The sequence below is a fragment of the Candidatus Francisella endociliophora genome, from assembly GCF_000764555.1.
GTDB lineage: Bacteria > Pseudomonadota > Gammaproteobacteria > Francisellales > Francisellaceae > Francisella > Francisella endociliophora.
Window position 1 is genome coordinate 1,804,682 of the sequence record NZ_CP009574.1, and the last position, 19,705, is coordinate 1,824,386.

A 19,705-nucleotide genomic window follows, 5' to 3' on the forward strand; every position below is an offset into this window, starting at 1 on the left:
TGAGCATTTGAATTTATGTATATGATACCTTATTTAGTATCAAAATAGGATAGATTTAGCTAAATAAGGGTTAGATTATGCTAGTTATTCCATAGGTAATAGCTAGGCCACCAAAGAATAACCATGCAAATAAAATTAATGCAAGCAGCAGAGGTTTAATACCTGCTTGAATAAACTTAGATACATGAGTTTCTAAACCAAGAGCTGTCATAGCCATAGCTAATAAGAATTGGTCAGCTACTCTAATGTGATTAACTGCTTCTACAGGCACTAAATCTAATGAATTAAATCCTGCTACTACGATAAATCCTATAGCAAACCATGGGATAATTTTCTTGATAGAGCCTTTTTCTGGAGAGGTACCTGCTTTTCCTGTTGCAGATGCCGCAGATTTTGCTAACCAAATACCAATTACAATTAGCATTGGAGCAAGCATCATTACACGAATCATCTTAACTGTTACAGCAATTTCTTCAGCATGTGCGCTTACACCACTACCAGCTGCAACCACTTGTGCTACTTCATGAATCGAGCCGCCAGCAAATATACCATATTGAGCATCGCTCATTTGACCAAGAAGACCAGCTTTCATCAAGATTGGGTATAAAAACATCGCAGTAGTACCAAATAATACAACAGTGCCTACAGCCATAGCAGCTTTGTATGGTTCAGACTTTAGAGTACCTTCAGTTGCAAGAACGGCAGCTGCACCACATACAGCACTACCAGATGCTACTAAAATAGAGCTATCTCTATCTAAGCCAAAGACCCTGGTTCCTAAAAATATACCAATTAATAAAGTAGAAACTAGCATAATTATAGATACAGATAAGCCAGCTAAGCCTACAGAAGCAATTAATTGGAATGTTAAGTTAAAACCATAAAAAATTATAGCGAATCTAAGTATTTTCTTAGCACTGAACACTACACCATCTTTCCACTGATGGATTAGTTTGCTAGCAGGGGTATGAGTTAAAGCCATACCAAGAACAATACCTATGATTAATGGACTAATTCCTAAATCTGAAATGGCAGGGATCTTAGCAATGAAGTATGCTATGCCAGCAAGAACAGCCACTAAAAGCACACCACAAATCATTGGTTGAGTAAAATGTTTTTTCATTTTTAACGTTGGGTTATTTGATAAATTTTGTACAACTATACATGAAAAAAATTAGACTTTATAGCAAAAATAATTTATATGCCTTATCAGAAAAACTAATATATTTAGATCTCTTTTTCTTCTGAGAAAATAACTGCAAGTATAACAAGAATAAAAGAGACTATATAAAAGATCATGATGGCATGCATTATGCTAGTCAAGCCAAAATATTTATTTATAAAAGCACCTGTTGTTGTTGAAAGAGCTGTACCTGTAGTTCCAAATAAAAGTATAGTAGTAATTAAAGTTGGAGGTGTTGGTTCAATTTGGAATGTACCGTATGCTAATAAACCAGCATAAATATAGCAGTTAAATAGTCCAAATACTACTGCTGATTTCAAGACAATGCTCATATCAGGAACATATAAGATGCAAGAAAGAGCAATTAATCCAATTAACATAAAGGTTGGAAGTATATATTTTAGAGGAATTATTCTTGTCACAAGAGGGCTTATAAATAATCCAACACATTGGGCAGTCCAAAAATATGAAAGAGGTTTGTTAGCATCCACAGCTCCCCAGCCTAGTATATTTTGAAAATATGATTGGGCATAGCTAGTCATAGTTAGCTGAGCTAGTAGAAATAAAAAAGCCCCAAAAGCAATGCAATATAAACTGAAGTTCCATTCTTTAAACATAGCTCCTGGCTTATGGAGCTTTAAACTTTCTTGTTTATTTTTAGCAACAAAAGAAAAATCTGTTAAAAGAGTTAAAAGTAGGATGATAGCGGCAGTAATTTGTAAAATAAGATATATTGTATACCACTGGAAATGTTGCGTAATTAGGTAAGCAGAAAATATTGGAATTAGAGCCCCACCAAAGCTAAAGAAAAAGTCAGTGAAAATGACATTCATAGCTCTAACTTTATGATGATTATAAATATTTACAATTAGGTAACTTGCTATTGCCATAAAAAGCCCGCTAGTAATACCTACACAGGTTAATAGTATTTTTAACGTTAGTATTGAAGGCGATATATTTGTGATTAGTGCAGAAGCAATACCAACTATAACTGCCACAATAAGAAGTTTTTTAATTGAGAACTTATTCATCAGTAGACCAATGAATAATATTGCAAACCACATAGCTACATTAATAAATGTGAACGCAAATCCTATATTTGCATCACCAAAGTATTCTGATAAAGGTTGCATTACAGCACCTGTTACCAAAACAACGTTTGCAGTGTAAAAATAGCATAAGTAGCAAATAAAAGTTATAAGTATTTTATTTTTTAATAGGGTTGTAGAGTTTTTAATGGGACTTTGTATCATGAGTTTAAAACATAGCGAGTATATCAAAACCATATTTTTGCATATAGAGGGCTTTTTAGCAAGGTTGATATTTGTTATTTTATAAAAGAAATTATTAAAAATGTGTAATAGAGCTAAAATATGAAATTTACAAAATTAATCTGGGAAAATGATACTCCTAAATCATTATTTTTTGATGATTTTTATTTTTCAAGTGACGCAGCTGTTACAGAGAGCAGTTATAATTTTTTAGAACATAATTTTTTAGCTACTAAATTTAGAGAGTTAGGAAAAAGTAATCAGAAATTTACAATTTTTGAAAGTGGTTTTGGAGCGGGCTTAAATTTTATACTTACGATGAATTTATGGAGGAAGTATGTTTCAAATATTTTAAATACTACTCACTTAGAATTTATTTCTTTTGAAAAATATCCTATTAGGCATAGTGATCTTTTAAAAATATCACAAAAATTTAGCAATCTAGTTTCTTATAAAGATTTATTGAGAGTTTATTGTCCTATACAGGGTGAAAATAATTATCAGTTTGAAAAAATAAAGCTTAGGTTGATTATTGATGATATTAATAATATGAGTAGTTATGAGCTTCCAAAAATTGATGCTTGGTTTCTTGATGGTTTTGCTCCAGCAAAAAATAGTGCAATGTGGAATGAGAATCTGTTTACTAATATGAAACTTCTATCAAAAAAAGGTAGTAGCTTTGCAACATTTACAGCGAGTTCTTTAGTTAGGAAAGCTTTACAAAGAAATGATTTTGAAGTTAAAAAAGATACTGGATTTGGTAAAAAAAGAGAAATGATGTATGGTAGTTTTATAGGTTAGTTAGAACATCAGCATGTTTAACAGCATCAAATGTTTTAAAACTATATTTTGCGATTTCATGGAGATAAAAAGGGTCTTTTTTGATGAATTTCTTAATGGTTTCTATACTACCTAATGCTAAAATAATTCCACCAGTTTTGGGTATTTTAGGCCCTGAAGCTAAAAAAACACCTTCTTTATAACCGATGTCGAGGAAATCACGATGTGCAGGCCTAATTTTAGCTACTTCATTTTCTTCAACTAAATAATGCAGGTCTATGATATGTATTTGCATTTTTTTCTCCTAAACTCATATATAAAAAAAGCCACATTTGTGGCTTTTATATTTTGATTTGAATAAATTTATTATTATGATTAGACTTTTTTGAAAATTACTGATCCATTTGTACCACCAAAACCAAAAGAGTTATTAAGTACATAGTCAATTTTCATTTTCTTAGCAGCGTTAGCAGCATAGTCTAAGTTACAACCATCATCTAAGTTATCTAAATTAATAGTTGGCGGAGCGATTTGGTCTCTAATTGCAAGCACACTAAAGATTGACTCAATTGCACCAGCAGCACCTAATAAATGGCCTGTCATAGATTTAGTAGAGCTCATTACAAGATCTTTTCTGTATTGACCAATCATCTTCTCAACTACTTGAGACTCTTGTACATCTCCCAAAGGAGTGGATGTACCATGAGCATTAACATAATCTATAGCATCAGGATTTTTATCAAGATCTGCGTCAGCAAGAGCATTTTGAACGCATCTTTCTTGGCCAGCAGCATAAGGCATAGTCATGTGATACCCATCTGCAGACATACCAAATCCAACAACCTCAGCGTAAATTTTAGCACCACGAGCTTTTGCTTTTTCATACTCTTCAAGAACAACTACACCAGCTCCATCACCAAGAACAAATCCATCTCTGTCTTTATCCCATGGGCGAGAAGCTCCTTGAGGGTCGTCATTACGCGTTGATAATGCTCTAGCAGCAGCAAAACCACCGATACCAATAGCATTACTAGCTTTTTCTGAACCACCTGCAAGCATAGCATCAGCATCACCACTTGCGATTAATCTTGCTGCCATACCAATATTATGAGTACCTGTTGTACAAGCTGTAACAATTGGTACATTTGGACCACGTAGGCCATGGTTTATTGATATTACACCAGATAATATATTGATTATTGATGAAGGAATACAGAAAGGGGATATCTTTGAAGGACCTTTCTCATCTATAGTTGCTTTAGTAGTTTCTAGAGTTTCAATACCGCCAATACCTGAGCTAACACATACACCAAACTTATATGAATCTTCTTCAGATACTTTATCTATACCAGCATCTTTTAAAGCTTCATTAGCAGCTGCGATACCGTAGTAACAGAAAGGATCAACTCTTTTAGCATCTTTTCTTCCTACAAGTGCATTTACATCAAAATTTTTGATTCTTCCTGCAAATCTAACTTTGAATTCGCTAACATCTGGAGCTGGAGTATCAAATCCTGTAATAGTTTCAATACCGCTTTTACCTGCTAGGATATTAGCCCAAGTCGTAGGGACATCATTCCCTAAAGGCGTTACCATACCTAAGCCAGTAACTACTACTCTACGATTAGATTTCATAATTCAAATTAACCTGTTTGTATACTATTTAAGAAAAAAGTATGGCAGAGCCATACTGACTTTGAGATTAATTTTGATTAGTTTACTTTAGAATCAATATAGTCGTAAACGTCTTTTACTGTTCTGATTTTTTCAGCATCTTCATCAGGAATTTCTGTATCAAATTCTTCTTCTAGAGCCATAACTAATTCAACTGTATCTAAAGAATCAGCTCCTAAGTCATCAATGAAAGAAGCTTCTGGTTTAAGATCTTCTTCTTTAACACCAAGTTGTTCAACGATGATTGAGTTTACTTTAGCATATACTTCATTTGCGCTCATTTTTTTTTCCTTTTTATTTTGTTTTGAAAATTAAAAACTTTATTCGTATCCAATAATATTATTTTTTATTCATTTTTGCAATATTTTTGCAAAAATTAAGCCATATACATGCCTCCATTGACATGTAAAGTTTGCCCAGTTATATATCTAGCATCGTCAGAAGCCAAGAAAGCAACCGTTGTAGCTATATCTTTTGGTTCACCCATTTGTCCAGATGGAATCTTAGTTGCAATGAAAGATTTTTGTTCATCTGTAAGTTTATCTGTCATATCTGTAGCAATAAAGCCAGGAGCTACGACGTTAACTGTAATATTGCGGCTAGCAACTTCATAGGCTAACGATTTAGAAAACCCTATTACACCAGCTTTTGCAGCACAGTAGTTAGATTGACCAGGGTTACCAGCTGAAGCAACTACCGAACCAATAGAGATGATTCTCCCCCATCTTTTTTTCATCATACCGCGAATGCATTCTTTAGTCATACGAAAAATAGAGCTAAGGTTTGTGTTTATAACAGCTTCCCATTCTTCATCAGACATTCTCATCATTAGGTTATCACGTGTAATGCCTGCATTATTTACTAGTACGTCAATAACTAGCTTTTCAGCTTTGATTTGAGTAAAAAAATCTTTAATACTATCAATATCTGAAATGTTTAAAACCATACCCTTAGCTTTAAACCCTTTTTCTGTCATAGAGGTTTCAAACTTCTCAGCAGAGCCTTGGCTTGTAGCAGTGCCAATTATGGTAGCACCTTTGCTCGCTAGAACATTAGCAACTTCAAAGCCAATTCCACGGCTAGCACCTGTAACTAAAACTACTTTTTCATTTAAAGACATTTATAATCTCCTATTTAAATGTTTTCTAAACTTTCTACTGTATTTGTATCTTTAATAGTTAGCGATTTATCAATTCTTTTAATAAGCCCACATAATACTTTGTTCGGTCCACATTCTATAACTTCCTCAACCCCAAGTTTTACTAGCTCTTCTACAGACTGTGTCCATAATACTGGCTTATAAAGTTGTTTGATAACTGTAGCTTTAACCTCAGTTGGGTTTGAATGTGATTTTGCATCAAAATTTTGTACAACAGCAGTGGAAGGTTCTTTAAATTCCACTTTATTTAATTCTGCTTCGAACTTATCTGCAGCATCTTTCATTAGAGAGCAGTGAGATGGAACGCTAACTGCTAATATTTGTGCTCTTTTAGCGCCTTTTTCTTTAGCAATTGTATTAGCTTTTTCAACTGCGATTTTTTCACCAGATATTACGACCTGACCTGTCGAGTTGAAATTTGCTGCTTCAACGATTCCAGCATCAGATGCTTCTTCACAACTTTTGATAACATCTTCATTTGATAATCCTAGGATAGCACTCATTGCACAATCTTTATCCGTTACAGCATTTTGCATTAGTTTACCTCTAGTAGATACTAGCTGTAAGGCATCTTTATATGATATACACCCAGCAGCTAGAAGTGCTGTGTATTCGCCCAAGCTATGACCAGCAAGATGGCTTATTTCAAGAGAAGGTTTTTGTTCTTGTAGTACTTTGAAGATAGCGTAGCTTGTTGCAAGTAGCGCTGGCTGGGTATATTCTGTTTTATTTAGAGTATCTTGATCGTTTTGGATAATATCCCATAAGTCATAACCAAGATGATCTTTTGCTTCATCTACAATTTTTTTAAAAGTTTCAAAATTTTCATAATAGTCTTGAAGCATTCCTAGTTTCTGTGATCCTTGGCCAGGAAAAACTATAGCAGTTTTTGACATATCAGTACTCCTCTTTGATATTACAATTAAATATTTATTTTAAAAACGTTCTATATTTCTGCGATAAAACCGCCCCAGACAAAACCAGCTCCAAAAGCTTCAGAGATTATTGTTTCACCTGGTTTTATCTGATTGGTTCTTACAGCGTGATCTAAAGCTAATGGAATTGACGCTGCAGATGTGTTGCCATGGTCTTGTAATGTTGTTACAACCTTAGACATTGGCATATTTATTTTATTGGCAGTTGAATTTAATATTCTGAAATTAGCTTGATGAGGGACAAGCCAGTCTATATCATCTGCTGTGATGTTAGCTTCTTTTATTAGATCATCAGCAAGTGATGCTAGCCTTGATACAGCAAACTTGAAAACCTTGTTGCCCTCCATATGTAGATAAGGGTCTATACTAATTGCTTGACCTCTAGTAGTAGGAAGGTTGTTAGGAACATTAAGCATATCCAAGCATGATCCATCAGTGAATAGTAGTGATGAAAGGATTTTTTTCTTTTGGCTTGATGATACGACAACAGCCCCAGCTCCATCACCGAAAAGTACACATGTTGATCTGTCTTTCCAGTCAAGCACACGCGTCATTTTTTCTGCACCAATAACTAATATGTTTTTTGATATTTCAGTTTCGATATATTGTTTAGCTATATCTAGTGCGTAAACAAAACCACTACAAGCAGCGGAGACATCAAAACAACGAACTTTAAAACCTTCAATAGCTAGATTTTTTTGAACTATAGAGGCTGTTGAAGGCATTATGAAATCGGCTGTGCTTGTCGCTACGATTATTGTATCAATGTCATTGGCGTTTAAATTTGCAGCCTCAAGCGCTTTTTTAGCTGCTTCAGTAGCCATGAAACTTGTGGTTTCTGTTTCATTTGCGCAATGACGTCTCTCTATTCCTACTCTTTGTTTGATCCACTCGTCAGAGGTATCTACAAACTTACTTATATCTTCATTTGTTAAGATTTTCTCAGGTAAATAGCTCCCTGTGCCTAGTATTTGTGCAAACATTTATCAGTTATACCTATTTTAATTGGATTAACAACAAAAACCTAAAGCCTATATGTTTACACATAAGAACTTTAGAAGTTGAATTTTATTGTACCATGAATAAAAAGATTAAAGAACTTTTTCTAGAGATTCTTGAATTGTTTTAGGGATGTTGTGTTTAACTTCTTTTATAGCTTCGTAAATTGCAGTCTCAAAAGCATTTGCGCTTGCGCTACCATGACTTTTAACAACTATGCCAGTTAGCCCAAGTAAGGATGCGCCATTGAAACTATCAAGGTTCATACCTTTTTTCATTCTTCTGAAAATTGGTAGAGCCATGACTGTAGGGATCTTCATAAGCCAAGATCCTTCAGCAACAGCTTTTTTGATTAATGACTCTATTAGTCTTAGAGTTCCTTCCATTGTTTTAAGAGATACATTACCAACAAAACCATCGCAAACGATAACGTCTGTTGAATCATCGAAGATGTATTTCCCTTCTATGTAACCATTGTAATTGATGAAATCACAGTTTTGTAAAAGCTTTGATGCATTTTTAATGTTATCTAGGCCTTTCATTTCTTCTTCACCAATATTTAGTAAAGATACTCTTGGTTCAGCAATGCCTTTTGAGCTAGCTGCTAATATTGATCCCATAATTGCAAATTGGAAAAGTTGCTCAGATGAACAGACCACATTTGCACCAAGGTCAAGCATGTAGGTTTTGCTAAGTTGCTTTGTTTCTCTATTATATGCAGGTAGAGCATATACGATAGCAGGGCGATCAACACCATTTACAGTTTTTAGAACAAACTTTGATGTTGCCATTAAAGCGCCTGTATTGCCCGCACTAACACAAGCATCAACAGAGCCTTCTTTAACTAAATTTATGGCAACTCTCATTGAAGAATCTTTTTTCTTTCTGACAGCATCTGCTGGAGATTCGTCCATTGCGACTGTTTCACTAGCGTGATGTATAGCAATTCTTTGAAGTACTGGGAGCTTTATTTTTTTTACCTTAGAGTATCTGTCTAGGGCTCTTTTAACCTTGTGGTGATCACCAACTAGTACTATTTGTAAGTTAGAATCTTTCTTAACTGCTTCAAGTGCTGCAGGGATGGTAGTATTTAAACCATTATCTCCACCCATTGCATCTATAGATATTTTGTAACTCATGATAGATAAAACTTCCTATATTGCTAATTATCTGTGTTTATTGCCAAAATCAATCAAGTAAACTGCTTAGAAGGAATTGTAAGAGAATTAGTCTTCAGATTTAGTTTCCACTACTTTTTTGCCTTTATAAAAGCCGTTAGGAGATACGTGATGTCTTAAGTGTAATTCTCCAGTTGACTTGTCAGTAGACAAAGTAGGAGCTGTTAAAGAATCGTGAGATCTTCTCATATCTCTTTTTGATCTGCTTTTTTTAACTTGTTGTACAGCCATTTTATAGTAACCTCTTAGTATTTTGTTTAGTTTTTAAAGCGTTTAAAAGCATGTTATTTGAGTGTTTTTAGAATCTCAAAAGGATTCTTTTTCTCTTCTATAACATTTTCTTGTTCGCTATAGTATGAATGTTTTTTTACTTTTTTACAAGTCTTAGCATCTTTTTTTGGAGCTAAGGGTAGATCTAAGATAATCTCTTCTTTAACTATATCCCTTAAATCAATGATCGATTCTTTGCATATGAAAGGTTCATGTAAACTATCCTCTACAAGTCTATCATCCTCTGCAATCACAATGCTATTAGAAGTGTCTAGAACATAGTCAAAAACCTCTAAAGAATCTTGACATGTTAGTTTAAGATTTCCTTTAATATGATATTTGATACAGGGACGGCCTTTTTCTTCAAAAAAAGAAAAATCGCATAGCAGAACATGCGGAGTGTCTTGAATAAACTCTGATATTTTAGTTAAATCTTCTAACACTATTTCAAAGTTATATAATTCTCTTTTTTGTTTAGCATAAATAGAGTAATTTATTTTATAGTAATTGCTTTTCAAATTTCTAAAGCTCAAGTATTTATTTATAGGTAATATTCTAGCTGGGTTTCTTGTTTTATTAAAGCCTCTATTGTATTATCTAAGTAGTTATGTTCTTGTAAATTAATAATCAATAATAAAGGATCAAATACTAATGTCTTTACCTATTCCTCAACAAGTTTCAAATGCAATCAGATTTTTATCTATAGATGCTGTTTTAAAAGCTAAATCTGGTCATCCAGGTATGCCTATGGGTATGGCTGATATAGCAACAGTTTTATGGACAAAGTTTCTTAAACATAATCCTAAAAATCCAAGTTGGATAAATAGAGATAGATTTGTGCTTTCAAATGGTCATGGTTCTATGCTTTTATACTCTCTGTTGCATTTATCAGGATATGATGTTTCTATTGATGATCTTAAGAGTTTTAGACAGCTAAATTCTAAAACTCCAGGCCATCCGGAATATGGATATACAGCTGGAGTTGAAACTACAACTGGACCGCTTGGTCAAGGTGTTGCAAATGCAGTAGGGATGGCTTTAGGTGAAAAGCTTCTATCAGATAGATATAATACTTCAGATTCAAAGATAATCGATCATCATACTTATGTGTTTTTAGGTGATGGATGTTTAATGGAAGGTGTTTCTCATGAGGCATGTTCTTTAGCTGGTACGTTAGGATTGAATAAACTAGTCGCGTTCTGGGATGATAATAGTATCTCGATTGATGGTGACACTAAGGGTTGGTTTACTGATAATACTGTTGAAAGATTTAGAGCATATGGCTGGCATGTTATAGAGGGTGTTGATGGCCATGATTCTAAGTCTATAGAAAATGCAATAAATCATGCACACACTGAAAAAAATAAACCAACTTTAATCTGTTGCAAAACAGTTATTGGATTTGGTTCTCCTGAGAAAGCAGGAACAGCATCTGTTCATGGTTCTCCTTTAAATGAACAAGAAAGAGAATCCGCTGCAAAAGAACTTAATTGGGACTATGGCGCATTTGAGATTCCTACTGATGTATATAAATATTGGGATGCTAGAAGTAAGGGAGAAGCATTAGAAGCTAACTGGCAAAAACAGTGGGCTGGTTATGCTGGTCCTAAAAAAGCTGAATTGGAGAGAGTGTTAGCTAAAGAGTTACCAGCTGATATGGAAAAATCAGTAAAAGAGTATATTTCTTCTCAATTACAAAATCCTGTTAAAGTTGCAACGCGAAAAGCATCACAAATGGCTTTAGATGTATTGTGCAAAGAAATGCCAGAGATGTTTGGTGGTTCTGCAGATTTAACTAGTTCTAACAATACCAACTGGAGTGGTTCGGTTTGGTTGAATAATACTGATGAAGGTGCTAACTATCTTTCTTATGGTGTTAGAGAGTTTGGTATGGCAGCTATCATGAATGGTTTGAGCTTATATGGTGGTCTTAAGCCTTATGGCGGTACTTTCTTAGTGTTTAGTGACTATTCGAGAAATGCCATTAGAATGTCTGCTCTTATGAAACAGCCTGTAGTTCATGTAATGTCTCATGATTCTATTGGGTTAGGTGAAGATGGTCCTACACATCAACCTATCGAGCATGTTCCTAGTTTAAGGTTGATTCCAAATCTTAATGTTTGGCGCCCAGCTGATACAGTTGAAACTATGGTTGCTTGGCATGAGGCTGTTAGGTCAAAAGATACGCCTAGTGTTATGGTGCTAACTCGTCAAGGATTAGAGCCTGTGGTTGAAACTCAAGAGCAAGTAGAAAAAGTTTCAAAAGGTGGTTATCTAGTTAGAGAACACTCTGATGCTAAAGCAACGATTGTTGCAACAGGATCAGAAGTTGAATTAGCTATAAAAGTAGCTAAAAAGTTTGAAGATGAGGGTGTAAAAATAAATGTTGCATCAATTCCATGTGTGGAAATTTTTGACATGCAAGATAAAGATTATAAAAAGTCTGTAATAAAAAATAATATTCCTGCTATTTTTGTAGAAATGGCTCAGCCAGATGGTTGGTATAAATATATGCCAAAAGCTGGTGGTGAAGTAAAAGGGATTCATAGTTTTGGTGAATCAGCACCTGCTGAAGAGTTATTTAAACACTTTGGCTTTACTGAAGAAAATATTAGTAACATCGTTGCTAAATATGTGTAATAACTTTCGAGAAATAATATCTTAAGGAGATTGATATGAGAGTTGCAATTAATGGTTTTGGTAGAATTGGTCGTTTAGCATTTAGACAAATGTTTGATAAAGATGGCTTTGAGATTGTTGCTATTAACGATTTAACAAATCCAAAAATGTTAGCACATTTATTAAAGTATGATTCTGCTCAAGGAAGATATGATAGAGCAAAAGAAGTAGAAGCTAAGGAAAATTCAATTGTTGTTGGTGGTAAAGAAATTAAGATCTATGCTGAAGCAGATGCTTCTAAATTACCATGGGATGAGCTAGATGTAGATGTGGTACTAGAGTGTACTGGTTTTTATGCATCTAAAGAAAAGTCTCAAGCACATATTGATGCAGGTGCTAAAAAAGTTGTAATTTCTGCTCCTGCTGGTAATGACCTTCCAACAGTTGTGTTTGGTGTAAACGAAGATATTTTAACTGCAGAAGATAAAATCGTATCTGCTGCATCATGTACTACTAACTGTCTTGCTCCTATGGCAAATGCTTTACATAATCTTGCTAAGATTGAAAAAGGATTTATGACAACTATTCACGCTTATACAGGTGATCAAAATACATTAGATGGTCCTCATCGTAAAAATGATATGCGTCGTGCTCGTGCAGCGGCTGTAAATATCGTACCTAACTCAACTGGTGCTGCTAAGGCTATTGGTCTTGTAATACCTGAATTAGCTGGTAAATTAGATGGTGCAGCTCAGCGTGTTCCAGTATGTACTGGTTCATTAACAGAGTTAGTAGCTGTAGTATCTAAAAAAGTAACAGCTGAAGAAGTAAATGCAGCTATGAAAGCAGCTTCAAATCCTTCTTTTGGATATACTGAAGAAGAGTTAGTTTCAAGTGATGTTATTGGAATTGATGAAGGTTCTTTATTTGACGCAACTCAAACTAAAGTTACAGACTTAGGTGATAAATCTTTAGTTAAAGTAGTATCTTGGTATGACAATGAAATGTCTTACACAAACCAAATGGTTAAAGTAATCAAGTTAATCAAATCTTTATAACTTGGAGTAAATTATGAGTTTTCTTACTTTAAAGGATGTAGACTTTAATGGGAAGAAGGCTGTTATAAGAGTAGACTTTAATGTTCCAGTTAAGAATGGTGAAGTAACGAGTACAGTTAGAATCGAAGCTGCTGTACCTACTATTAACTATATTCTTGATAATGGTGGAGCAGTTATACTTTTATCTCACCTTGGTAGACCTACTGAAGGAGAATACAATCCAGAATTTTCATTAGAGCCTGTTGCTAAATCTTTAGAAAAAATCATTAACAAACCTGTTAACTTTGCAAAAAACTGGTTAGATGGTGTTGAAGTAAGCAAAGGTGAAATAGTTCTTTGTGATAATGTTCGTTTTAATAAAGGCGAAAAGAAAAACAATGCTGAATTAGCTCAACAAATGGCTAAGTTAGGTGATGTATTTGTTATGGATGCTTTTGCAACATCTCATAGAGCACAAGCTTCAACTTATGGTATTGCTGAGTACATGCCTGTTGCATGTGCAGGCACACTTTTAGCTAATGAAATAGAAGCTCTAGAAAAAGCTCTAAAAGCACCTAAAAAACCAATGGCAGCAATAGTTGGCGGTTCAAAGGTTTCAACTAAGCTATCTGTACTACATAACCTTTTAGATAAGGTTGAAATTCTTGTAGTAGGTGGAGGCATTGCGAATACTTTCATTAAAGCAGAAGGTTATGATGTTGGTAGCTCGCTATCTGAAGCAGATCTTGTTGAAGAAGCTAAAGATATTTTAGCAAAAGCTAAGGCTCATGGAGTTAATATCCCTGTGCCTGTAGATGTAAGAGTAGCTAAAGAGTTTAGTGAAAGTGCAGAAGCAGTTGTTAAAAAAGTATCTGATGTTGCAGATGATGAGATGATTTTAGATATAGGTCCAGAATCTGAAAAGATGATTTCAGAACTTTTAAAATCTGCAAATACAATCTTGTGGAATGGACCTGTAGGTGTTTTTGAGTTTGATAATTTTGCAGAAGGTACAAAAGCTTTATCTTTAGCGATAGCTGAATCAGATGCTTTCTCTGTTGCTGGTGGTGGTGATACTATCGCAGCTATTGAAAAATTTGATATTAAAGATAAAGTTTCTTATATCTCAACTGCTGGTGGTGCTTTCCTAGAATTCCTAGAAGGTAAGAAACTACCTGCTGTAGAAATATTGAAAGAAAAAGCACATAAGTAACTTAAGGTTATTAATATATGAGAAGAACAAAAATATTAGCAACTCTTGGTCCTGCTAGTGAATCAAGAGAAGCTTTGACCGCTATGATCAAAGCAGGTGTAAATGCTGTGAGATGTAACTTTTCACATGGCTCTGCAGAAGATCATCGTAAACGAGTAGATTTAATTCGTAGTATTGCTAAAGAGCAAGATACATACGTTGGTATTTTAGCAGATTTACAAGGGCCTAAAATTAGACTTTCTAAGTTTAAGAAAGGTTCAGAAATGCTTAAAAAAGGCCAGAAATTTACACTAGATGCAGAGCTTGGTGTGGAAGATGGAGATGATAAAGCTGTAAGTATCGATTATAAAGAGCTTATCAATGATGTTAAAAAAGGCGATATCTTATTAGTAGATGATGGCAAAATAGTTTTAGAAGTTGATTCTGTAAAAGGTTCTAAAGCAGTTACAAATGTTTTAGTCGGTGGCAAAGTTTCTAATAATAAAGGTATCAATAAAAAAGGTGGCGGCTTAACAGCACCTGCTTTGACAGACAAAGATAAAGAAGACATAAAAATAGCCGCAATGCTTCAAGTAGATTTCTTAGCTGTTTCATTCGTTAGGGATGGTAAAGATATGGAGTATGCACGCCAGCTTGTTAATGAAGCTGGATGGAAGCCAGCAATGGTTGCTAAGATTGAAAGAGCCGAAGCTGTTATAGAGGAAAATCTAAAAGGTATTGTAGATGCTTCTGATCTAGTAATGGTAGCTCGAGGCGATTTAGCCGTAGAGATTGGCGATGAGAATGTCCCAGCTGCTCAAAAGTTAATAATACAGACTGCTCGTGAAAATGAGAAAGGTTCTATTACGGCTACTCAGATGATGGAGTCGATGATTGAAAATTCTTCTCCAACTCGTGCAGAGGCTTCAGATGTTGCAAATGCAGTATTTGATGGTACTGATGCTGTAATGCTTTCAGCTGAAACAGCTGTTGGAAGTTATCCTGTTGAGACTATTGAAGCTATGTCTAGAATTTGTGATTCAGCTGAACATAGTAAATATAACCATATGGTTAAAAAAGCTAAGATAGCTAAGTGTAGCCGAGTAGACCAAGCAGTATCAATAGCAGCTGTTAAAATAGCAAATGATATTGGTGCTAAAGGTTTAATTGTATTAACAGAAGGTGGTAATACATCTCGTTGGATGTCACGTATAAATTCAGAACTACCTATTTATGCATTATCTCGTAATGCAACAACTCTTGGTGCAATGACACTATTTAGAGGTGTTGTTCCTATACATTTTGATTCTACTAGAATGTCTAAATTATATGTAAATAGATCAGCATCTATGGAATTAGAAAGCAGAAAACTAGTTAAAGATGGTGATATGTTAGTACTTACTAGTGGTGATAGTATGGGTGTTCATGGTAGTACAAACAAGATTAAAGTAATAATCGCAGGTCAAGTAAGATAAGGAGATATACAATGGCTTTAGTTTCATTAAGACAATTACTAGATCATGCAGCTGAGCATGGTTATGGTATTCCAGCTTTCAATGTTAATAACCTTGAGCAGGTTAGAGCTGTTATGGAAGCTGCTGATAAAGTAAATTCACCAGTAATTTTACAAGGTTCTGCAGGTGCTAGAAAATATGCAGGAGCTCCTTTTATTAGACATCTAGTTTTAGCTGCAATAGAAGAGTATCCACATATCCCAGTATGTATGCATCAAGATCATGGTACATCTCCATCTGTTTGTCAAAGATCTATTCAGTTAGGCTTTTCTTCAGTAATGATGGATGGTTCTCTTATGTCTGATGGTAAAACACCGGCGAGCTATGAGTATAATGTTGATGTAACAAAAACTGTTACTGATATGGCTCACGCTTGTGGTGTCTCTGTAGAGGGTGAATTAGGCTGTTTAGGTTCATTGGAAACTGGTCAAGCCGGTGAAGAAGATGGAGTTGGAGCAGAAGGTACTCTATCTATGGATCAAATGCTTACAGATCCTGAAGAGGCAGCAGATTTTGTCAAAAAAACTAAAGTAGATGCTTTAGCTATTGCTATTGGCACATCTCATGGAGCATATAAATTCACTAAGCCACCAACAGGTGATATTTTATCAATAAAAAGAGTAAAAGAAATTCATGCAAGAATTCCTGATACACATTTAGTTATGCATGGTTCTTCTTCTGTACCTCAAGACTGGTTAAAAGTAATTAACGAGTATGGCGGCGCTATGGGTGAGACTTATGGTGTGCCAGTTGAAGAAATTGTTGAAGCTATCAAGTACGGTGTGCGTAAAGTAAATATTGATACTGACTTACGTATGGCTGCAACTGGTGCTGTAAGAAAATTCTTAAAAGAGAATCCTGCAGAATTTGATCCTCGTAAGTATAATGCAGTTGCAAAAGCGGCAATGTCTGAAATTTGTAAAGCTAGATACGAAGCATTTGGTTCGGCTGGTATGGCTAGTAAAATTAAGCCAATCTCTCTTGAGACAATGTTCCAAAAATATGAAGCTGGTGAATTAGATCCAATCGTAAAATAATATTTCTTTTAAATTTTCTTCTAGAATTTTATCAAAACAAATATTTAATGAAATTTTTCGATCTAAGCTAATGCTCTTACTAAGTTGAGAGTATTTTATTTTTTATGATTTATAAGTTATACATTTTGACAAAACTTGTGACAACACCATTCGTCCAGCCAAAGCCATCTTGTACGACATATTCGCCACCACCAGCATTTGCTTTTGGATTGACTACATCATATTTTTCACGGATTTTTCCAGTCTCTTTAAATTTTTCATTAACTGTATTTACAAATCTTTGAGCAATAGTTTTTGCAAGCTTATCAAATCCATAATTTTTTAGACCTATAACAGCTTCATAGTGTAAAGGAGCCCAACCATTTGGAGAATCCCATTGTTGAGAAGTATTTATCGGTGTTGTAATAAGTCCATGACCTGTTAAAAATTGATCTTCTATAACCTTAGCTACTTTTTGAGCTTGTTCTTTAGTCGCTATATTTAAGAATAATGGTGTTACTCCTGCTAAGCTTGTAATGCTCGTAACTTTATTTGTTTTGTTATTTATATCACAGAAGAACTCTTTATCATTATCCCAAAAATTATCTTGGATAAGTTTTTTCCTTTTTTTAGCTAACTCTAAATATTTAGATGTTTTTTCTTGCTCTGAAACTTCTGTGAACCACTTACTTAATAGATTTTCTAAGCCATATAAATAGCTGTTTAAATCAATAGGTAGAATATCGGTTGTTTGAATAGTGCTAAAATCGTTTGTATCAGCAAACCAGCGACTAGAAAAATCCCATCCGGATTCACAAGCTGCTCGGATATTACGATAAAAATTAGGCTTATCTTCTATATTCTTAGCATGTTCAATATCTTCACGATATGATTCTGGTCTAGGAGTGGCAGACTCATCCCAGTACCTATTTAAACCATTTACATTTCTTTGAGTGTTCATCCAAAATGAATACTCTTTTTCTAAAGCTGGTAAATATTTTTTAATAGCTGAAATACCTAGTTCTTGATATAGGATATTTACAATTAGGTAAAATAAAGGTGGTTGAGAACGAGTTAGATAGTACTTTCTATTTGCATTGGGTACAAAGCCAACAGTTTCTATGAGATATGCGAAGTTATCTGCGATATCTTTAATCATTTGAATTTCACCATCAACTCGTAAGCCTTCACAAGTGAAATAACAATCCCAATAATAAACTTCTCTAAAGCGTCCTCCTGGAATTATATATGGCTTTGGAAGTGCTATAAGAGAGCTTAGTGAGTCTTTTTCATCTAATGATTGATGTAAGAAATGCCACATTTGTTTGATATATTGTTGTAGAGATATTTCTTTACCATTATCAAAAGTTTTTTCTGCTACAGGAGGGTGAAAATTATCTTCAACAAAAGCCTTAAGATCAAAATTCTTCAAATCTTTTAAGCTTTTATAATCATTAAGAATTTCATTAGGAGATCTTTTAGGAGTCATATCGACAAAATATTTTGAGTCATCAAAACATGGTTTTAATTGAACTGCTTCAAAAAGCTCTCCAGATAGTTGTATTAATTGCTTTTCAGCCATTTATTTATTTCCGTGTAGTTTTGCATAAGGAGGTATTAGTAATACTAAAAGAGCTATAGGTATAAGTACACAATAAAATGCAGTAACTCCACCAAAATGTGCAAAAATTTCACTAATTATTCTTGAGCCAATGGTTCCACCTAAAGCTGAGAATATAATTATTAAGCCAGCCATAGCACTTTGAAGATGTTCTGGTTGGCTACTAAGTACACTTGAACATAGTGTAGGGTATATTGGAGCCATAAAGAAGCCAATCATTGGGAATATCATTGCAACAACTATAGCTATTAGTGTATCAGATTGTTCAGGATCTATTAATTTTGATAATTGAAGAGTAAAGATAATTAGTACAGCACAGCATATAAGTCCAGTCAGTATTATTTTTTGCCAACTGATTTTTTTCATGATAACACCAAATATAATTCTTCCAGCAGCAATACTTAAAGCAAATACACTTGCCATAAATACGCTCGTAGATGCTGAAAGATGTAGAACTTTTGTATTAAAAGTAGGTAACCAAGATTGGACACCTTGCTCTATAAAGACATAAAAGAAAACACTAATAATAAATAGCATAACAATAGGTAGCTTTATAAGTTGTAACATACTAAGAGTATCTTTAAGAAAGCCTGATTCTTTTGAGTGTTTAACTGCTGATTCATCAAGTTTTGTAAACAGTAGTAATATAAAAGCAATAATACATAAGCTAGCAAGTAGCCAATATGTGCCAAGCCAGTTACCAAAATGCATAAATAGACTAAATATAAAAAAGCATAAAACTACACCAATTTGAAAGATACCTTCTAGTATGCTCATTAAACTAGCATGTTCCTTGGAATCTTTTGTTATTAAACCAACTGTTGAATAAACAGAAACTTTAATCAAAGCAAAAGCAACTCCAATCAAAATAAATAGAATCTTTGTGGTAAGGAAGCTATCTAACGTTGCCATAGTTATACAACCAGTGGTAATTATTGCTAAGCCAGTTAGCATTGCATTTTTGTAGCCAAAACGAGGAATGAATGAACATATTGAAAAAGATACTATAGCAATTGTAAGGTCTTTACATGCTTCTAAAATACTGGCTTGTACTTCAGTTACATGATAGTGTATAACAGATTGTAAAATAACAATCCCAACACTATTTAATAAGATTGCACTGATAAAAAATATTAAAAATAGAGATAGTTTTAGTTGGAAGTTTTTCATTTTTAAAAATGAGTTTTTTACTTATAATTTAAGAGTAAACAAAGTTGTAAGTTAAGACAAGTTATTATTAATGGTATTAAAGCATAT

The 19,705-nt window shown here is 34.1% G+C and carries 19 protein-coding genes; 6 read left to right on the top strand and 13 right to left on the bottom strand.

Going from position 1 to position 19,705, the window contains the following annotated elements; translation table 11 throughout:
• Nucleotides 1-70 precede the first annotated feature (70 nt).
• Together QI37_RS08870 and tsgA are read right to left on the bottom strand one after the other, a co-directional pair.
• Nucleotides 71-1,123 carry a YeiH family protein gene (locus tag QI37_RS08870; RefSeq protein ID WP_040010444.1) on the bottom strand — a complete coding sequence of 351 codons (1,053 nt, stop codon included), beginning with the start codon at nt 1,121-1,123 and terminating at the stop codon, nt 71-73.
• 104 nt (nt 1,124-1,227) lie between these two features.
• Nucleotides 1,228-2,436, bottom strand: coding sequence for an MFS transporter TsgA (gene tsgA, locus QI37_RS08875; RefSeq protein ID WP_081947003.1), 1,209 nt, complete (start codon nt 2,434-2,436; stop codon nt 1,228-1,230).
• A gap of 120 nt (nt 2,437-2,556) precedes the next feature.
• Between tsgA and mnmC2 the strand changes: the two genes are divergently transcribed.
• Nucleotides 2,557-3,255 (top strand): tRNA (5-methylaminomethyl-2-thiouridine)(34)-methyltransferase MnmC2, encoded by a 699-nt coding sequence (gene mnmC2, locus QI37_RS08880; RefSeq protein WP_040010446.1) that lies wholly within the window; start codon nt 2,557-2,559, stop codon nt 3,253-3,255.
• Here mnmC2 and QI37_RS08885 read toward each other — a convergent pair.
• The 9 genes from QI37_RS08885 to QI37_RS08925 form a co-directional block, all read right to left on the bottom strand.
• Nucleotides 3,245-3,529 (bottom strand): YciI family protein, encoded by a 285-nt coding sequence (locus tag QI37_RS08885; RefSeq protein WP_040010447.1) that lies wholly within the window; start codon nt 3,527-3,529, stop codon nt 3,245-3,247. The genes mnmC2 and QI37_RS08885 overlap by 11 nt on opposite strands.
• An 80-nt stretch (nt 3,530-3,609) precedes the next feature.
• The gene (fabF, locus tag QI37_RS08890; RefSeq protein WP_040010448.1) at nt 3,610-4,869 is read right to left on the bottom strand and encodes a beta-ketoacyl-ACP synthase II; all 1,260 of its coding nucleotides are present in this window, start codon (nt 4,867-4,869) and stop codon (nt 3,610-3,612) included.
• Nucleotides 4,870-4,946: 77 nt separating this feature from the next.
• Nucleotides 4,947-5,189, bottom strand: a complete 243-nt coding sequence (gene acpP, locus QI37_RS08895) for an acyl carrier protein (protein WP_004287370.1) — start codon at nt 5,187-5,189, stop codon at nt 4,947-4,949.
• Between the two features lie 95 nt (nt 5,190-5,284).
• A complete protein-coding gene (gene fabG, locus QI37_RS08900; protein WP_040010449.1) occupies nt 5,285-6,028 on the bottom strand; it encodes a 3-oxoacyl-ACP reductase FabG in 744 nt (247 codons plus the stop codon).
• Between the two features lie 14 nt (nt 6,029-6,042).
• Nucleotides 6,043-6,963: an ACP S-malonyltransferase gene (gene fabD / locus QI37_RS08905; RefSeq protein ID WP_040010450.1), complete on the bottom strand. Its 921-nt coding sequence runs from the start codon at nt 6,961-6,963 to the stop codon at nt 6,043-6,045.
• Nucleotides 6,964-7,013: 50 nt separating this feature from the next.
• On the bottom strand, nt 7,014-7,985 hold the full coding sequence (locus QI37_RS08910; protein WP_040010451.1) for a beta-ketoacyl-ACP synthase III: 972 nt from the start codon (nt 7,983-7,985) through the stop codon (nt 7,014-7,016).
• Nucleotides 7,986-8,093: 108 nt separating this feature from the next.
• Nucleotides 8,094-9,140, bottom strand: a complete 1,047-nt coding sequence (plsX, locus tag QI37_RS08915) for a phosphate acyltransferase PlsX (protein WP_040010452.1) — start codon at nt 9,138-9,140, stop codon at nt 8,094-8,096.
• An 87-nt stretch (nt 9,141-9,227) separates the two neighbouring features.
• A complete protein-coding gene (gene rpmF / locus QI37_RS08920; protein ID WP_040010453.1) occupies nt 9,228-9,410 on the bottom strand; it encodes a 50S ribosomal protein L32 in 183 nt (60 codons plus the stop codon).
• A 53-nt stretch (nt 9,411-9,463) separates the two neighbouring features.
• On the bottom strand, nt 9,464-9,967 hold the full coding sequence (locus QI37_RS08925) for a YceD family protein (protein ID WP_040010454.1): 504 nt from the start codon (nt 9,965-9,967) through the stop codon (nt 9,464-9,466).
• A gap of 133 nt (nt 9,968-10,100) precedes the next feature.
• Between QI37_RS08925 and tkt the strand changes: the two genes are divergently transcribed.
• Genes tkt through fba form a run of 5 tightly spaced genes read left to right on the top strand, consistent with a single transcriptional unit; the run spans nt 10,101 to nt 16,848 of the window.
• Nucleotides 10,101-12,089 (top strand): transketolase, encoded by a 1,989-nt coding sequence (tkt, locus tag QI37_RS08930; RefSeq protein ID WP_040010455.1) that lies wholly within the window; start codon nt 10,101-10,103, stop codon nt 12,087-12,089.
• A gap of 35 nt (nt 12,090-12,124) precedes the next feature.
• Nucleotides 12,125-13,126: a type I glyceraldehyde-3-phosphate dehydrogenase gene (gap, locus tag QI37_RS08935; protein ID WP_040010456.1), complete on the top strand. Its 1,002-nt coding sequence runs from the start codon at nt 12,125-12,127 to the stop codon at nt 13,124-13,126.
• A gap of 13 nt (nt 13,127-13,139) precedes the next feature.
• Entirely contained in the window at nt 13,140-14,318 is a 1,179-nt protein-coding gene (locus QI37_RS08940) for a phosphoglycerate kinase (protein WP_040010457.1), read from the top strand.
• Between the two features lie 17 nt (nt 14,319-14,335).
• The gene (gene pyk / locus QI37_RS08945) at nt 14,336-15,772 is read left to right on the top strand and encodes a pyruvate kinase (protein ID WP_040010458.1); all 1,437 of its coding nucleotides are present in this window, start codon (nt 14,336-14,338) and stop codon (nt 15,770-15,772) included.
• Between the two features lie 11 nt (nt 15,773-15,783).
• Complete coding sequence (fba, locus tag QI37_RS08950) at nt 15,784-16,848, top strand: class II fructose-bisphosphate aldolase (RefSeq protein ID WP_040010459.1); 1,065 nt, start codon at nt 15,784-15,786, stop codon at nt 16,846-16,848.
• 109 nt (nt 16,849-16,957) lie between these two features.
• On the opposite strand, the gene QI37_RS08955 is transcribed toward fba, so the two are convergent.
• Together QI37_RS08955 and QI37_RS08960 are read right to left on the bottom strand one after the other, a co-directional pair.
• Complete coding sequence (locus QI37_RS08955) at nt 16,958-18,409, bottom strand: trehalase family glycosidase (protein WP_040010460.1); 1,452 nt, start codon at nt 18,407-18,409, stop codon at nt 16,958-16,960.
• Nucleotides 18,410-19,618 carry an MFS transporter gene (locus tag QI37_RS08960; protein WP_040010461.1) on the bottom strand — a complete coding sequence of 403 codons (1,209 nt, stop codon included), beginning with the start codon at nt 19,616-19,618 and terminating at the stop codon, nt 18,410-18,412.
• Between the last annotated feature and the right edge of the window lie 87 nt (nt 19,619-19,705).

Bases quoted from the DNA above. Each gene is read 5' to 3' on its own strand.
- rpmF (WP_040010453.1), bottom strand. From the start codon at position 9,410: ATGGCTGTACAACAAGTTAAAAAAAGCAGATCAAAAAGAGATATGAGA.
- tsgA (WP_081947003.1), bottom strand. From the start codon at position 2,436: ATGATACAAAGTCCCATTAAAAACTCTACAACCCTATTAAAAAATAAA.
- fabG (WP_040010449.1), bottom strand. From the start codon at position 6,028: ATGTCTTTAAATGAAAAAGTAGTTTTAGTTACAGGTGCTAGCCGTGGA.
- fabD (WP_040010450.1), bottom strand. From the start codon at position 6,963: ATGTCAAAAACTGCTATAGTTTTTCCTGGCCAAGGATCACAGAAACTA.
- acpP (WP_004287370.1), bottom strand. From the start codon at position 5,189: ATGAGCGCAAATGAAGTATATGCTAAAGTAAACTCAATCATCGTTGAA.
- tkt (WP_040010455.1), top strand. From the start codon at position 10,101: ATGTCTTTACCTATTCCTCAACAAGTTTCAAATGCAATCAGATTTTTA.
- QI37_RS08960 (WP_040010461.1), bottom strand. From the start codon at position 19,618: ATGAAAAACTTCCAACTAAAACTATCTCTATTTTTAATATTTTTTATC.
- fabF (WP_040010448.1), bottom strand. From the start codon at position 4,869: ATGAAATCTAATCGTAGAGTAGTAGTTACTGGCTTAGGTATGGTAACG.
- pyk (WP_040010458.1), top strand. From the start codon at position 14,336: ATGAGAAGAACAAAAATATTAGCAACTCTTGGTCCTGCTAGTGAATCA.
- plsX (WP_040010452.1), bottom strand. From the start codon at position 9,140: ATGAGTTACAAAATATCTATAGATGCAATGGGTGGAGATAATGGTTTA.
- QI37_RS08910 (WP_040010451.1), bottom strand. From the start codon at position 7,985: ATGTTTGCACAAATACTAGGCACAGGGAGCTATTTACCTGAGAAAATC.
- fba (WP_040010459.1), top strand. From the start codon at position 15,784: ATGGCTTTAGTTTCATTAAGACAATTACTAGATCATGCAGCTGAGCAT.
- gap (WP_040010456.1), top strand. From the start codon at position 12,125: ATGAGAGTTGCAATTAATGGTTTTGGTAGAATTGGTCGTTTAGCATTT.
- QI37_RS08955 (WP_040010460.1), bottom strand. From the start codon at position 18,409: ATGGCTGAAAAGCAATTAATACAACTATCTGGAGAGCTTTTTGAAGCA.
- mnmC2 (WP_040010446.1), top strand. From the start codon at position 2,557: ATGAAATTTACAAAATTAATCTGGGAAAATGATACTCCTAAATCATTA.
- QI37_RS08885 (WP_040010447.1), bottom strand. From the start codon at position 3,529: ATGCAAATACATATCATAGACCTGCATTATTTAGTTGAAGAAAATGAA.
- QI37_RS08940 (WP_040010457.1), top strand. From the start codon at position 13,140: ATGAGTTTTCTTACTTTAAAGGATGTAGACTTTAATGGGAAGAAGGCT.
- QI37_RS08870 (WP_040010444.1), bottom strand. From the start codon at position 1,123: ATGAAAAAACATTTTACTCAACCAATGATTTGTGGTGTGCTTTTAGTG.